We start from the raw sequence: 16,185 nt of genomic DNA, 5'->3' as shown, positions 1-16,185 counted from the left end.
CGGAATCGTGATTGAAAAAGAAAAGACATTTGGGCAGTTGAAATTCTCTGCCCTTAGACGTGAGGTGCATATCCAGAATGAGGACGGCACAGTCAGCGATGAAATCAAGGAACGCACCTACGACCTTAAATGCCGTGGACAGGGATGCATGATACAGGTGTCCATTCCTGCCACTGTACCGTTAAGGGAATTTGACTACAACGCAGAGGTGGAGCTTGTCAACCCTGTTGCGGACACAGTGGCAAATGCGACCTTTCAGGGGGCAGACGTGGACTGGTTCATCAAGGCAGATGATATTGTGTTGAAGAACAAAGGCGGTCAGACCGGAAGTACACAGGGACAGCCAGCAGGAAACCCACAGAACCACAATCAGCAGACACAAGGCAAGAAATAGGCTGACAAGGAGGAACTATGCCCTTTTACAAATATAAGGGAAAGCGTATCAGAGCCAGTGACAAGTCACTGCTGTACCGCTTCTGTGCCGGAACGCTCCTGTCCCTGTTCGTGGCGCTCATACTGCTTATGAACATGGGACAGCTCATGCGTGCCGATTGGGATAAATTCACCTTAATCAGTAATGCCGGACTGACGTTTTCGCTCTCCCCTTACAACTTCATAACCATTATCATGGCGGCTGGTATCTGTATACTAGTCGCTTTTATGTATTACCGCTTCTGCTATGACAGACTGAAACAGCTCATACACCGCCAAAAGCTGGCACGCATGATACTGGAAAACGGCTGGTATGAAGCGGAAACAATACAGGGAAACAGCTTTTTCACTGATTTAGCGTCCAGCAGGACAAAAGAGAAAATCAGCTACTTTCCCAAAATGTATTACCGCATGGAGAAAGGCTTGCTTCATATCCAGTGTGAAATCACGCTGGGGAAATATCAAGACCAGCTTTTGAGCCTTGAAGATAAGCTGGAAAGCGGATTGTATTGCGAGCTGACCGACAAGCTGCTATATGACGGCTACGTGGAATACACCATGCTCTATGATATGATAGCAAACCGCATTTCCATAGAGGAAGTGCAGGCAGAAAACGGGGGCTTACGCTTGATGAAGAATCTTGTCTGGGAATATGACGCACTCCCTCACGCCCTTATCTGTGGTGGAACTGGTGGCGGTAAGACGTATTTTATCCTTACCATCATTGAAGCTCTGCTGCGGACAAATGCCGTTCTCTATGTGTTAGACCCAAAGAACGCCGACCTTGCGGACTTGGGGGCTGTCATGCCAAATGTCTACTACCAAAAGGAAGATATGACAGAGTGCGTCAATGCGTTCTATGACGGCATGGTAGCACGTTCCGAAGCAATGAAGCTCATGCCGAACTACAAGACGGGACAGAACTATGCCTATCTGGGGCTTGCTCCCCACTTCCTTATCTTTGACGAATACGTGGCGTTCATGGAATGTCTTACCACAAAGGAAAGCATTGCCGTGTTAAGCCAGCTAAAGAAAATCGTCATGCTGGGACGACAGGCAGGTTATTTTCTGATACTTGCCTGTCAGCGTCCAGACGCAAAGTATTTCAGCGACGGCATACGTGACAATTTCAACTTCCGTGTTGCCTTGGGACGCATGAGTGAGCTTGGCTACGGCATGATGTTTGGAAGCGACACCAGCAAGAAGTTTTTCCAGAAGCGTATCAGGGGACGGGGCTATTGTGACGTGGGTACAAGTGTTATCAGTGAGTTTTATACTCCCCTTGTCCCCAAAGAACACGATTTTTTACAGACCATAGGTACGCTTGCCATGACAAGGCAAGATATACCAAAAGAACCGATAAAGGAGGATTCAACAAATGAATGATAAAGTAATTGAAGTTTTAAACGAACACACAGGAAAGGGGATGAAATGCGTCTGTGCTGGCTATGATAGTTTTCTTTCAGACTGCCATGAATTTGTACTGCCACGATACAGACAATTCAAATGCAATCCCAAAAATCAATTTGACTTAAAGGTTGATAATGTCCTTTCAAAAGCGATTGAGGAAGAGCATTTTTTGCCAGACCTGTTTTACATCCGACTGAATAAAAAGCAATCGGTGTGTAACTCCCAGATAGATTATGTGTTTGAATTGCTGGACAGAGCCTTTCTTGAAAAAGACAACATCCGTCAGAATGAATTGGATAAAGACGTACTGGAAGCCTGTCTTTCCCCAGAGGTTGATTATGTGATGATATATGTTGGCATGAACAGGTAAGCCCAGCCACAAAACGGAGAGGGCGGTCAGCGAAGCGAACAAGACCGCAGGAGCGACGTTTTGTGGTGCAGGGCTTGCCCTGCACCAGTACAGCCCCTCGGTATCTAACAGAGGGGTACAATACAACAGGAAACAGTCAAAAAAGTAACGGAAACTCCGCTAAGTACAAGGGTTTTCGTCAAATCGCCGTGAGTGTGACATGGGCGGTCAAATGTCACATTCCATGAATGGAGGGATAACAACTGAATGAAAACGACTGGATAACGGCATTTAAGGACAGACGCTCTGCCTACAGCATATCGCAGACAAAGCTTGCGGTCATGGCAGGAATGAGCCGTGAACAGGTAAGCCGTATCGAAAACGGCAAGGTCAGGCTGACAGAGGAAATCAAGAGCCAGCTTGACGACGCACTGGAAAAATTCAATCCAGACAATCCGCTTACCATGCTGTTTGACTATGTGCGGATTCGGTTTCCCACAATGGACGTGAAGCACGTCATACAGGATATCCTAAAGCTCAACATGAGCTACCTGCTGCATGAGGACTTCGGCTTTTACAGCTACACGGAGCATTACTATATCGGTGACATCTTCGTGCTGACCTCTGCTGACGAGGAAAAAGGTGTCCTGCTGGAACTCAAAGGCAAAGGGTGTCGGCAGATGGAAAGCTACCTGCTGGCACAGGAACGGTCATGGTATGACTTCCTCATGGACGCTCTGGTGGACGGCGGCGTGATGAAGCGTCTTGACCTTGCCATCAACGACAAGGCAGGCATCCTTGATATTCCAGAGCTTATCAGAAAATGCAGCCATGAGGAATGTGTCAGCCTGTTCCGTTCCTACAAGTCCTATGCTTCGGGTGCGCTGATAAAGCATGACGAGCAGGACAAGGCAGGAATGGGACACACGCTGTATATCGGTTCGCTGAAATCAGAAATCTATTTCTGTATCTACGAAAAGGCACAGGAACAGTATGCAAAGCTGGGGATTCCACTTTCCGATACGCCCATCAAGAACCGCTTTGAAATCCGGCTGAAAAATGAGCGTGCTTATTATGCAGTGCGTGACCTGCTGACCTATTATGATGCAGAGCGGACGGCGTTCGACATCATCAACAACTATCTCCGCTTTGTGGACAGGGAGGAACACAAGCGTCACAGCGACTGGAAGCTCAATGACCGCTGGGCATGGTTTATCGGTACAGGACGTGAGCGTTTGAAGCTGACGACAAAGCCAGAGCCGTACACGCTGGAGCGGACGCTCAAATGGATTGCAAGGCAGGTCGCCCCTACCCTTGAAATGCTGGAAAAGATAGATGCTGGAAACGGCACGGACTATCTGAAAAGTATACGGGAAGCGGCAAAACTCACAGAAAAACATGAACAGATTATCAGACAGCAGACGGCTTCCAGTGAGGAAGTCGTTTTTCAGTCAAAGGAGGAATAGGAAATGCTGGAATTATTGAAAGATTTATTGCTGGTATCACTTGGCATGGGCATGGGTGTCACGCTCATGTGTATTTTAAAGGTCGGCAAAATGGCTGACGAACAAATGGAAGAAATGAAGAAGGAGGACTAAAACATGAATTTTGGACAGAACTTATACAACTGGTTTTTATCGAACGCACAGAGCCTTGTATTGATGGCGATTGCCGTTATCGGTGTTTACTTAGGCTTCAAGCGTGAGTTTTCAAAACTTATCGGCTTTCTGGTGGTAGCCTTGATTGCGGTAGGTCTGGTATTCAACGCCGGCGGCGTGAAAGATGTACTTCTGAACCTGTTTAATAAGATTATCGGTGCATAAGATAAATGGTTTTGCAGACAGGCAAAACCCACCTTTCCCCCTAGTGGAGCTGGGCTTAGGGGGAATGAAAGGGGGTAAGGAATGGTACAAGAAAAAATCCCAGCCAAAAGAAAGGACGTGAAAACGAATGGAAGAATTAAGAGTTTATATTGAAGCAACAACACCAACGAACGGCGAACTTCCCTCCGCTTGGTTTGATTTGCCGATTGATGAAACAGAGTTTGAAGAACTGCTCGGCGTGGAAGCTGACAGCGAGGATTACCGCATTGTGGAAATGGAACTGCCCTTTACAGATGATGTGACGGAAGCAACCACCATTGATACCCTCAATGACCTGTATTCCATGTATGAAAACCTGCCAGCAGAAGTAAGAGAAGAACTGCCTGCGTTCATGGCGTATTATTCCAATCTGGACGAGCTGCATAATTACAGGCATGACATTGTTCACTATGCCAACTGTAACTCCATGACAGATGTTGCCCGTCATATGCTGGCTGATGACCCAGCGTTCAACACTCTGTCAGAAGATTGTATGCGATACTTTGATTTTGAAGCCTACGGACAATCCCTTGATGAAAACGGGCGTTTTATCGAAACAGACCACGGCATTTTTGAGATACCGTGGTAAGAAAAGAGGTGTCAGCCTATGGCAGATGATATGCGTGTCTACATTGCCAACCTCGGCAAGTACAACGAGGGATATTTAGTCGGCGACTGGTTCTCGTTCCCTCTCGATTATGAAGAAATCGCAGAGCGTATCGGACTGAACGGCGAATATGAAGAATATGCCATTCACGATACCGACAACTTCCCCTGTGAAGTGTCAGAATACAGCTCCATCGACGAGCTGAACAAGCTGTACGAACTGATAGAGGAACTTCCAAAGGAAGTCGTGGACAGTCTGGATGACTTCATTTCCTATTATGGGGACGTGGAGAGTGTCGCAGAACACAAGGACGAGATTTACTTCTACCCCGACTGTGACGGTATGGAGGACGTGGCAAGGTACTATGTAGACGAACTGCAAACGCTGGGGGAAATCCCGCCCAGCTTACAATACTATATTGATTATGAAGCATATGGGCGTGACTTGGAAATCGGCGGTTACTTTATCGAAACCAGTTACGGCATGTGTGAAATCCAGCGATAAGCTGTCAGATCTGTACCTGCAAAGGTGCTACTGACAGCTTATTTACATGTAAGGGCAGTTGGCAAATGCTGACTGCCCTTTTCAATGAAAGGAGTGAAACGATTTGAAGAAAGTAAAAAGCTATACGGGCATCTGGAACGTGGAAAAAGTCTTGTATTCCATCAACGATTTTAACCTCCCGTTCCCGATTACCTTTTCACAGATGGCGTGGTTCGTGCTGACAGAATTTCTCATTATCCTGTTTGCCGACCTGCCGCCACTCAATCTGATTGAGGGAGCATTTCTGAAATACTTCGGAATCCCTGTTGCCCTCACATGGTTCATGTCGCAAAAGACGTTTGACGGCAAGAAGCCTTACAGCTTCCTAAAGTCCATGACGACCTTTGCCCTGCGACCCAAAGTGACTTATGCAGGAAAGGCGGTAAGACTGCATAGCCAGAAATTCAACGAAAGCATTACCGCAGTAAGGAGTGAGGTGCATGTTCCCCATTAAATATATTGACAACAACCTTGTATGGAACAGGGATGGCGAGGTGTTCGCCTATTATGAGCTTGTCCCCTACAATTACAGCTTCTTATCCCCAGAGCAGAAATTTATCGTGCATGACAACTTCCGTCAGCTCATTGCACAATCCCGTGAGGGAAAGCTCCATGCCTTACAGATTGCAACGGAAAGCTCCATAAGAAGCATACAGGAAAAATCCAAACGGCTTATCACAGGAAAGCTCCGTGAGGTCGCCACGGCAAAGATTGACGAGCAGACCAAAGCCCTTGTAGAAATGATTGGTGACAATCAAGTGGACTACCGCTTTTTCCTCGGCTTCAAGCTCATGGTGACAGAGCAGGAAGCCAGCCTTTCCAGCATGAAGCAGTCGGCTTTTATGGGCTTCAAGGAATTTCTGCTAGAAGTCAATCATACGCTCATGGGCGACTTTGTGTCTATGAGTAATGACGAAACCAGCCGTTATCTGAAAATGGAAAAACTGCTGGAAAACAAGATTGCCCGACGCTTCAAGGTGCGCCGTCTGGATAAAAACGATTTTGGTTATCTCATAGAACACCTCTACGGACGGGATGGCGTGGCGTATGAAGATTATGAGTATCAGCTCCCCAAAAAGAAGCTGAAAAAAGAAACGCTCATCAAGCGGTATGACCTTATCCGTCCGACCCGCTGCCTGATTGAGGAAAGCCAGCGGTACTTACGATTGGAACATGAGGACAGCGAAAGCTACGTGACTTATTTTACGGTCAATGCCATTGTCGGGGAGCTTGACTTCCCGTCCAGTGAAATCTTCTATTTCCAGCAACAGCAGTTTACATTTCCCATTGATACGTCAATGAACGTGGAAATCGTAGGAAACAAGAAAGCCTTAACCACGGTCAGAAATAAGAAAAAAGAATTGAAAGACTTAGACAACCACGCCTATCAAGCTGGAAGCGAAACCAGCAGTAACGTGGTGGACGCTCTGGACAGTGTGGACGAACTGGAAAACGATTTAGACCAGAGCAAGGAAAGCATGTACAAGCTCTCCTATGTGATACGGGTATCTGCCCCCGACCTTGAAGAACTAAAACGGCGAGCCGACGAGGTCAAGGACTTTTATGACGACTTGAACGTGAAGCTGGTGCGCCCTGCTGGGGATATGCTGGGACTGCACGGCGAATTTTTACCAGCCAGCAAGCGTTACATCAATGACTATGTGCAGTATGTGAAGTCCGACTTTCTGGCAAGCCTTGGCTTTGGTGCTACGCAAATGCTGGGAGAAAATGAGGGTATCTATATCGGGTATTCCGTGGACACGGGACGCAACGTCTACCTACAGCCTGCCCTTGCCAGTCAGGGGATAAAAGGAACGGTCACGAACGCCCTTGCTTCTGCCTTTGTGGGGAGCCTTGGCGGTGGAAAGTCATTCTGCAACAACCTGCTTGTCTACTATGCCGTTCTCTTTGGCGGACAGGCAGTCATTTTAGACCCAAAATCGGAACGTGGAAACTGGAAAGCGACACTTCCAGAGATTGCGGACGAGATAAACATCGTCAATCTGACAAGTGATGAAAGAAACAAAGGACTGCTTGACCCGTTCGTGATTATGAGAAATGAAAAGGACGCTGAAAGTCTGGCAATCGACACGCTGACATTTCTTACGGGGATTTCCTCACGGGACGGCGAAAAATTCCCCGTGCTTCGTAAGGCGGTGCGCTCCGTGACCCAGAGCCAGACAAAAGGACTGCTCCTTGTCATTGACGAGCTGCGCAAAGAAGATACGCCGGTTGCAAGAAATATCGCAGACCACATCGAATCATTCACGGATTATGATTTTGCACACCTCTTATTTTCGGACGGCAACGTGGAACACGCAATCAGTCTGGAAAAGCAGTTGAACATCATACAGGTGGCAGACCTTGTGCTACCCGACAAGGACACGACCTTTGAAGAATACACGACGATTGAACTGTTATCGGTGGCAATGCTTATCGTAATCAGTACCTTTGCGCTGGACTTCATCCATTCCGACAGGTCGGTTTTTAAGATTGTAGACCTTGACGAAGCATGGGCGTTCCTCAATGTCGCACAGGGAGAAACGCTTTCTAACAAGCTGGTGCGTGCCGGTCGTGCCATGAACGCAGGGGTTTACTTTGTCACACAGGCTTCCGGCGACGTATCAAAGGAGAGCTTGAAAAACAATATCGGGCTTAAATTCGCCTTTCGGAGCACTGACATAGGGGAAATCAAGCAGACCCTAGAATTTTTCGGCATTGACAAGGAGGATGAGAACAACCAGAAACGCTTGCGTGACTTGGAGAATGGACAGTGCTTATTGCAGGACTTGTACGGGCGTGTAGGCGTGGTGCAGATACATCCTGTATTTTCTGACCTGCTGACTGCCTTTGATACCAGACCGCCCGTGAGAAATGAGGTGGTGTGATGGATTGGAAACAGGCAGGAAAGAAACTGCTTCATGTTCTGAACATCGTCCTGCTGGCTGCCGTTATCACGATTGCGCTTCTTGCACTGACAGGCACAGTCGCCCATGCAACAGGACTGGTGGACGATACCATAAATGCCGGCAACCTGTATTCCAAGTACCCACTTTCCAATTATCAGCTAGACTTCTACGTGGACAATAGCTGGGACTGGCTGCCGTGGAACTGGCTGGATGGCATCGGAAAGTCGGTGCAGTACGGGCTTTACTGTATCACCAACTTTGTCTGGACTATCAGCTTATATCTAAGCAACGCCACAGGCTACGTGGTGCAGCAAGCCTACAAGCTGGATTTTATCAATGACATGGCAGACAGTATCGGGAAAAGCATACAGACCCTTGCAGGTGTCAGTCAGAACGGCTTTGGAAGCTCCGGCTTTTACGTGGGCTTCCTGCTGCTGATTATTCTTGTGGTGGGAATCTACGTTGCCTACACGGGACTTATCAAACGGGAAACCAGCAAGGCAATCCACGCAGTCATCAACTTTCTGGTGGTGTTCCTCGTATCAAGTGCCTTTATCGCCTATGCTCCCGACTACGTGAAGAAAGTCAACGAGTTTTCGAGTGACATCAGCACCGCTTCGCTGGACTTGGGGACAAAAATCATGCTTTCAGACAGTGACAGCAAGGGCAAGGACAGCGTGGACTTGATACGGGACAGCCTGTTTTCCATACAGGTGCAACAGCCGTGGCTGCTGCTTCAATTCGGCAATTCCAATGCAGAGGAAATCGGGGCTGACCGTGTGGAAGCTCTGGTATCTGCCAGCCCGACGGACGGGGAAACCAGAGAGGACGTTGTGAAAACGGAAATCGAGGACAGGGACAACGACAACATGACGATACCGCAGGTCGTAAACCGATTAGGCATGGTGTTCTTCCTGCTTATCTTCAATCTGGGAATCACGATATTTATTTTTCTGCTTACGGCTATGATGATTTTCAGCCAGATACTGTTTATCATCTTCGCCATGTTCCTGCCTGTGAGCTTCCTACTCTCCATGATACCCAGCTTTGAGGGCATGGCAAAACAGGCAGTCGTCAAGGTGTTCAACACCATTATGACGAGGGCTGGCATCACCTTGGTCGTGACCGTGGCATTTTCCATATCCAGCATGTTCTACAACATATCTTCGGACTACCCGTTTTTTATGGTGGCGTTCTTGCAGATAGTGACGTTTGCAGGCATCTACTTCAAGCTGGGCGACATTATGAGTATGTTCAGCCTTAACGCTGGGGACAGCCAGAGCATGGGACGCAGGATATTCCGCAGACCATACATGTTCATGCGCCACAGGGCAAGGCGAATGGAACGGCGCATGGTACAGGCAGTCGGGGCTGGAAGTGCGGCAAGTGCTGTCACAGGTTCTAAATTTTCCAAAGATAAGCCAGCCAGTACCGCTTCCAGTCAGAAACGGACACGGGACAACCGAACCGCTTCGTCAATGGGAAGCCGTGCAGGTTCCGCCGTTGGTGCGGTGCTTGACACGAAAAACCGTATCAGGGATAAGGCAGCTTCTGCCAAGCAGTCCGTCAAGGATATGCCGACACAGGCAGGCTACGCCGTTCACGCTGCAACGGAGAAAGCGAAGGAAAATGTGTCAGACTTCAAGCGTGGCGTGGTGCAGGAACAGGAAACAAGGCAGTCAGGGCGTGCTGACAAACGAAACCAGCGCAGACAGAGTGTGGCACAGAAGCGTATGGAAATGCAGAAAGCACAGGAAGCAAGGCGTTCTCAAAAGAAAGCGGACGAATCAGCGACAACAGGAGCTACCCGTCCCCATGAGCGACCAGCAACCACACCAAAGCCAGAAGCAAAGACCGTACAAAAACCAGAGGATAAAAAACGCCCTGCCGTCACTGCTCCCAAGCAGAGTGCCGCCGTCAAGGAAACACCAGTCAAAGAGCGTCCTGTTACAGCTGGGGCTTCCATGAAAGCTGCCGACCAGCACGTACAGCGTCAGACCGTCAAGGCTGGGGATAAGTCCCCTGCCACCCAGACACAGGAAACAGGACGGAACCTGAAAACGGAACGGACAGTAAAAAACCGGCAGACAAGGCAGGTGCAGCAATCCCAGAGAACCGCCCAGAAACAGACAGCGAATCATAAGAAGAAAGGACGCAGGAAATGAAGATAAGGCATATGGTGATTCTCGGCTGTATCTTTCCTGTGCTGTTCTCCCTCGTCCTGTTCTTCGGTGTATTGATGAGTGCAGAGGATGACGACGGGGGCGGTGGTACTTCTTCCACTGTTACAGGAATGAACCTTTCGCCCGAAGTCCTCAAACATCATCCGATGGTGGAAAAGTACGCACGGGAATACGGTATTGAGGATTATGTGAATTACCTGCTTGCGATTATGCAGGTGGAAAGCGGAGGGACGACGGCTGACGTTATGCAAAGCTCGGAAAGTCTGGGGCTTCCTCCCAACTCTTTAGATACGGAAAGCTCTATCAAACAAGGCTGTAAGTATTTCTCGGAACTGCTTACTTCTGCCAAAGGACAAGGGATAGAGGACATAAACGCCGTCATTCAAAGCTACAACTACGGTGGCGGTTATCTTGGCTATGTGGCTGGAAACGGGAGAAAACACAGCTATACACTGGCAGAAAACTTCTCACGTACCCATTCGGGTGGTGTGAAAGTGACCTACACGAATCCGATAGCCGTTGCCCGTAACGGGGGCTGGCGGTACAACTACGGAAATATGTTTTATACCGAACTGGTAAACCAGTACCTAACGGTCACGCACTTTGACGACAAGACGGTACAGGCAGTCATGGACGAAGCATTGAAATATCAGGGCTGGCGGTATGTGTATGGCGGCGATAACCCCAACACCAGCTTTGACTGTAGCGGTCTGGTGCAGTGGTGCTACGGCAAGGCTGGCATCCGCCTGCCCCGTGTAGCGCAAGACCAGTACGACGTGACCCAGCATATACCACTGTCACAAGCAAAGGCTGGTGACTTGGTGTTTTTCCATTCTACCTATAACAGCGGAAGCTATGTAAGCCACGTCGGAATATATGTCGGCAACAACCGTATGTATCACGCCGGCGACCGTGCGAGACGTTCCTAACTGAAAAGGTTAGGCATTTATGAAGCACGAAAAACAATTTCATAAAGAGAACTGATAATTTAAAAAGTCGAATGACGGAGTAACGCCCCGAAAGGCTTTAGCTAAGACTGCGACGTGCGGTAAAGTAGATAAGAACTTTATTGTACGAAGCTCGCAGAAGACGGCTGAGAGTACACCCTAAAGACGCAATGCGGAACAGGAAAAGCGAACCAGAGGTGGTCGAGTGTATGATAGGTCGGGTTTCCATAAAATATTCATGGTAAGTATGTGTTTCAGAAAGTGGAACACTGACAAAATTCCGAATGTACGTGTCTAAACCGCGAGATTGACTAACAGCAATCGCCACAGCTGTGGAGCTTGTGAGGGCTAGTAAAACTGGTTACTATGAACGTCCTTATACTGTTACAGGCAGTATCAAGCAAGCAGGCATAGAGGAATTACCTAAAAATATATGCACGGATAGAATTATCGGAACGTCGTAAGCTGAAAACATGGATACTCTTATCAGTAAAAGAAGTGTTCACAAGGAAAACCCTTTACAGATATAACTTGTGTTAATTTCAGTGAAAGTGGTGGCACAGTACCAATGAAGCAGTGATAACAAGCTGTGGAGGGATAGCCACTAGTCAATAACAGTTAAAAATCAATTCATTAAAAAGTATTAGGTTCGAGTATGACTAAAATAGGCAGAAACTCCAAAGGAGGATTAACGCCGACTAATGACAATCAAAGCACAAAAGAAAAAAGCATTAAGGTTCAATGAATACTACAACACACAAGAAGTTCATGACAAGCTGTATCAGCTAGGAAAATGTAATTACAAATTCACAGACCTTATCAGTCTGATAACAGCAGAACAAAATGTGATGTTAGCATATCGAACAATCAAAACCAATAAAGGGAGCAAAACGGCTGGCACAAATGGAACGATTATTTCAACAATAGCTGAAACCAATCCAGAGCAACTTGCAGAGTACGTCAAAAGCAGATTAAGGAATTATATTCCCCATTCTGTAAAGCGTGTAGAAATACCGAAGCCAAACGGAAAAACAAGACCTCTGGGAATACCTACCATTGAAGATAGGCTGATACAGCAATGTATCAGACAAATCCTAGAACCAATATTAGAAGCAAAATTCTATGAACATTCCTATGGGTTTCGACCAGACCGAAGCACATCACACGCTATCGCTCGCTTTTATCATCTGGCATATAGTGGATTTCACTATGTGGTAGATATTGATATAAAAGGCTTTTTCGATAATGTAAATCATGGAAAACTGTTAAAGCAGTTATGGACGCTTGGAATAAGAGATAAAACGTTCATTAGCATTATTTCAAGAATGTTAAAAGCTCCAATAAAAGGCGTTGGCGTTCCCCAAAAAGGAACTCCACAAGGCGGTATTTTATCACCGCTACTTGCCAATGTAGTATTAAACGAACTTGACTGGTGGATAGCAAGTCAATGGGATAACTTCCCGACCGATTATCCATATCAGTATCAAAGAAGCAAACTTCTTGCTTTAAAAGAAAGCAGTTTAAAAGAAATAAAAATTGTCCGTTATGCAGATGATTTTAAAATCATGTGCAAGGATTATAAAACTGCTCAAAAGATATTTACTGCAACCCAAATGTGGTTGAAGCAACGGTTACAGTTGGATATTAGTCCAGAGAAATCTAGGATAACAAATATCCGAAAACGCTATTCCGAATTTCTAGGGCTAAAATTAAAAGTCAGAAAAGGAAAAGCAAATAAGTATACCAACCGTAGCCACATGAGGGATAAAGCAAGAGAAAATGCTATCAAGAAATTAAAAGAACAAGTCAAAGTAATACAGAAAAATCCTACAAGAGAAGCTGTAAATAAATATAATTCAATCGTTATTGGATTGCAGAACTATTACAGCATTGCCACTATGGTAAATGAGGATTTTATAAAGATTGCCTATATAGTCAACAAGAGCCTACTTTGTCGAACCAAAAAAATTCGTGCTAGAACTGGAAGTATTTCAAAAACATACCTAAAGTTCTATAAAGACTATGGATATAAAAAAGTGTTCATAGCAAAAACAATCCTGTTTCCGATTGCAGGAATAAAATTTCGTGAGCCAAAAATGATTTCTAAAAACTGTACAAGATATACAGAAAATGGAAGAAACTCCATACATCAAAGGCTAAAAATGGATATGAGGATAATTCATTATCTAATGGAGCAATCTTCTACGCTTAAAGGAACAACGGAATACAACGATAACAGAATATCAGTATATGTCGCTCAAAATGGGCGGTGTAAAGTAACTGGAATAATTCTAAAAATAGGAAACATGGATTTACACCATATCACTCCTAAATTTATGGGTGGTAATGATGAATACAAAAATCTTATTTATATCACGAATGATGTACATATATTGGTTCATGCAGTGGAAAACAAAGTGCTTGAGAAGTACCTCACCACAGTAAATCCAGACAAAAGGCAATTAAAGAAAATCAATCAATATCGAGTTTTGGTTGGAAATAATGAATTAGATTATAACGCCTGTTATTGAGGGAACGCCGTGTGATAGGAAACTATCATGCACGGTGTGAAGCGGGGGAAAACTCGGAGATAACTTCAAAGAGTTACCTATCGCTATCTATCGGCTATGCAGACCTTACAGGTGCCTACTGGCAACAGCACTTAATCGGTGCGGGAAGAATCAAACAATAAAAGCAAAAAAGAAAGGACATACAACAATGTTTAAGAAAAAAGAAAAATCCATCAAAGAAAAAAAGGTGCGTACCGTGAAAGTCGGCACGCATAAAAAATCCGTAATTGCCCTGTGGCTGGTGCTGGCTGCAAGCGTCAGCTTCGGGGTGTATAAGAATTTTACGGCAATCGACCGGCACACCACCCATGAAAAGGAAATCATAGAGCTACGGCTCAATGATACCAACGGGATTGAGAATTTCGTGAAGAACTTCGCAAAATCCTATTACACATGGGACAACAGCAAGGAAGCCATAGAAAAGCGCACTGCTTCTATCAATGCGTATCTGACAAAGGCATTGCAGGACTTGAATGTGGACACGATTCGGACGGATATACCGACCAGCTCCACGGTCAGTGACGTGCAGATATGGAACGTGGCACAGTCTGGGGAGAACGAGTTTACGGCTGCCTACGAAGTAGATCAGCAGATAAAGGAGGGCGTCCAGACGAGAGCGGTCAGTGCGACCTATACCGTGACTGTCCATGTGGACGCAGACAGAAACATGGTTATCACGAAGAACCCGACCCTTGCCCCGACATACCAGAAATCAGCTTTTGAACCAAAGACACAGGAAGCAGATGCAAGCGTGGACGCTGAAACCATGCAGGACGCAGCGGCATTTCTGGAAACCTTTTTCAAGCTCTACCCTACGGCTACCGAAAAGGAACTTGCTTATTATGTACAGGGAAATGTATTAGAACCGATAAACGGCGATTACCTTTTTGCAGAGCTTATCGAGCCTGTCTATACGGCGGCAGATGGAAAAGTCAAGGTCACGCTGTCAGTCAGGTATCTGGATAACAGCACCAAGGCAGCACAGATTTCACAGTATGACCTTATCCTCTCTAAAGAGGGGGACAACTGGAAAATCACAGGCTGACATCAAGGGAGTGTGTCACTTACAGCAAAGACATGAGCGGCACACTCCCCTTTTTCATCGTCAGATTCACTTTTCCTAAGCAAAAAAAGAAATTGTCTGTACCTGTAAAAAATGATATACTTTCACCAAGAAACAGCAATATTTCTTAGAAAGGCGGTGAAGCAGATGTACCGTATTGCAATCTGTGACGATGATGAAACATTCCTGCACCATTTAAGCCGGAAAACAGAAGAAATCCTGTCAGAAAACGCACTTATACGCGGCACAGATTTTGAAATAGAATCCTTCTGTGAAGCCGCCCCCATGCAGCGCAGGATTTTGGAAAATGAAACTGCCTTCCAGCTTCTGCTGCTGGACATTGAGCTTTCCACGGAAAACGGGATGACGCTTGCAAAGACGCTGCGCAAGCATCAGGTGACATGCAGCATCATCTATATCACGTCCCACCGTGACTACGTGTTTGACTGCTTCGATACACAGCCCCTGTGGTATCTGCTGAAACCGGTGGATTTTGAGAAGTTCAGGGATATCCTGTTATCCGATTACCGCCGAAACTATGCGGATGCAAGGCTTGTCCTTAAGATAGAGGGCAGACTGATTTCGATACCCTATGCCGATATCTACGCACTGGAAGCCACACAGCATCTTACAAGGATATGGCTTAAAGATGGCTGCCGTGACTGGAACGGCGCATTGTCCGCATTGAAGCCGCAGCTTCCGACGTTCAGCTTCTGCCAGTCCCATAACAGCTATATCCTCAATTTAAGCCATGTGAAAGAGATACAGTCCGCAGATGCCCTCATGGATGATGGCAGGACATTCCCCATCAGCCGCCGCTATCACGACCAGACATTAGACAGATATTTCGCCTTTTTGAAACTTTGACTTGCATATAAAAAACGCTGCTCTTTCCGTAATGGAAAAAAGACAGCGTTTTTCTTATTCCTGTTTTTCCGGCATCAGCAGGGCAGTCCGTACAATGAGTATGCCATGCTCCTGCTTGACTTGCAGCTTGCTGCTGTATTTCTTGGCAACCTCTGACATGGCTTTCATGCCATAGCCATGACCTGCCCCTTTACTGCTTACCGGCAGCCCTGTTTTTTCATCTTTCAAAAGCGTGCCGGTATAGGGATTGAGCGTTTCCACGAACAGATAACGTCCCCTGACGTGCATCGTCAATTCGATGTGCGGCTTTTCCCTGTCCAGCTCTGACACAGCTTCTATGGCATTGTCCAGCATATTCATCAGGAGCGTACACAGGTCATTGTCCGCAACCGTGATACCGGCAGGCACTTCCACATGTAAATCCATCTGGATACCTGTTTCCT

General features: G+C 46.5%; 16 protein-coding genes. 15 read left to right on the top strand and 1 reads right to left on the bottom strand.

Translation table 11 applies throughout. The features are described 5' to 3' along the window. From BN350_RS07725 to BN350_RS20245, 15 genes are all read left to right on the top strand, one after another. Window positions 1-394, top strand: a 394-nt coding sequence (locus BN350_RS07725) for a YdcP family protein (RefSeq protein ID WP_081652876.1), incomplete at its 5' end; no start/stop codon positions are given. Window positions 395-411: 17 nt separating this feature from the next. After that, complete coding sequence (locus BN350_RS07720; RefSeq protein ID WP_028043081.1) at window positions 412-1,818, top strand: P-loop NTPase family protein; 1,407 nt, start codon at window positions 412-414, stop codon at window positions 1,816-1,818. Then, window positions 1,811-2,212 (top strand): hypothetical protein, encoded by a 402-nt coding sequence (locus BN350_RS07715; RefSeq protein ID WP_044600197.1) that lies wholly within the window; start codon window positions 1,811-1,813, stop codon window positions 2,210-2,212. The genes BN350_RS07720 and BN350_RS07715 overlap by 8 nt, the downstream gene beginning before the upstream one ends. Before the next feature lie 242 nt (window positions 2,213-2,454). Next, complete coding sequence (gene mobT / locus BN350_RS07710) at window positions 2,455-3,657, top strand: MobT family relaxase (protein ID WP_044600196.1); 1,203 nt, start codon at window positions 2,455-2,457, stop codon at window positions 3,655-3,657. A gap of 3 nt (window positions 3,658-3,660) precedes the next feature. Further along, the gene (locus tag BN350_RS07705) at window positions 3,661-3,789 is read left to right on the top strand and encodes a DUF3789 domain-containing protein (RefSeq protein WP_028043078.1); all 129 of its coding nucleotides are present in this window, start codon (window positions 3,661-3,663) and stop codon (window positions 3,787-3,789) included. A 3-nt stretch (window positions 3,790-3,792) separates the two neighbouring features. After that, window positions 3,793-4,014 (top strand): hypothetical protein, encoded by a 222-nt coding sequence (locus tag BN350_RS07700; RefSeq protein ID WP_028043077.1) that lies wholly within the window; start codon window positions 3,793-3,795, stop codon window positions 4,012-4,014. A 127-nt stretch (window positions 4,015-4,141) separates the two neighbouring features. Next, on the top strand, window positions 4,142-4,642 hold the full coding sequence (locus BN350_RS07695; protein ID WP_028043076.1) for an antirestriction protein ArdA: 501 nt from the start codon (window positions 4,142-4,144) through the stop codon (window positions 4,640-4,642). 18 nt (window positions 4,643-4,660) lie between these two features. Beyond that, the gene (locus tag BN350_RS07690; protein ID WP_028043075.1) at window positions 4,661-5,164 is read left to right on the top strand and encodes an antirestriction protein ArdA; all 504 of its coding nucleotides are present in this window, start codon (window positions 4,661-4,663) and stop codon (window positions 5,162-5,164) included. Between the two features lie 103 nt (window positions 5,165-5,267). Next, entirely contained in the window at window positions 5,268-5,657 is a 390-nt protein-coding gene (locus BN350_RS07685; protein ID WP_028043074.1) for a conjugal transfer protein, read from the top strand. Then, the gene (gene tcpF / locus BN350_RS07680; RefSeq protein ID WP_028043073.1) at window positions 5,644-8,091 is read left to right on the top strand and encodes a conjugal transfer ATPase TcpF; all 2,448 of its coding nucleotides are present in this window, start codon (window positions 5,644-5,646) and stop codon (window positions 8,089-8,091) included. Before BN350_RS07685 ends, tcpF begins: the two co-directional genes overlap by 14 nt. Beyond that, a complete protein-coding gene (locus tag BN350_RS07675) occupies window positions 8,091-10,277 on the top strand; it encodes a CD3337/EF1877 family mobilome membrane protein (protein ID WP_044600195.1) in 2,187 nt (728 codons plus the stop codon). The genes tcpF and BN350_RS07675 overlap by 1 nt, the downstream gene beginning before the upstream one ends. After that, a complete protein-coding gene (locus BN350_RS18755; RefSeq protein ID WP_044600194.1) occupies window positions 10,274-11,224 on the top strand; it encodes a C40 family peptidase in 951 nt (316 codons plus the stop codon). The genes BN350_RS07675 and BN350_RS18755 overlap by 4 nt, the downstream gene beginning before the upstream one ends. 719 nt (window positions 11,225-11,943) lie before the next feature. After that, window positions 11,944-13,773, top strand: a complete 1,830-nt coding sequence (ltrA, locus tag BN350_RS07665) for a group II intron reverse transcriptase/maturase (protein WP_028043071.1) — start codon at window positions 11,944-11,946, stop codon at window positions 13,771-13,773. Window positions 13,774-13,960: 187 nt separating this feature from the next. After that, a complete protein-coding gene (locus BN350_RS07660) occupies window positions 13,961-14,857 on the top strand; it encodes a conjugal transfer protein (protein ID WP_028043070.1) in 897 nt (298 codons plus the stop codon). A 165-nt stretch (window positions 14,858-15,022) separates the two neighbouring features. Continuing rightward, on the top strand, window positions 15,023-15,742 hold the full coding sequence (locus BN350_RS20245) for a LytR/AlgR family response regulator transcription factor (RefSeq protein WP_187117115.1): 720 nt from the start codon (window positions 15,023-15,025) through the stop codon (window positions 15,740-15,742). Between the two features lie 54 nt (window positions 15,743-15,796). On the opposite strand, the gene BN350_RS07655 is transcribed toward BN350_RS20245, so the two are convergent. Beyond that, window positions 15,797-16,185: ATP-binding protein (locus BN350_RS07655; protein WP_222704650.1), on the bottom strand; the 389-nt coding region annotated here is incomplete at its 5' end.

The sequence above is a fragment of the Candidatus Stoquefichus massiliensis AP9 genome (assembly GCF_000455285.1).
GTDB lineage: Bacteria > Bacillota_I > Bacilli_A > Erysipelotrichales > Coprobacillaceae > Stoquefichus > Stoquefichus massiliensis.
The sequence above is the reverse complement of the archived record's forward strand: the minus strand, read 5'-3'. Positions and strand labels throughout refer to the sequence as shown.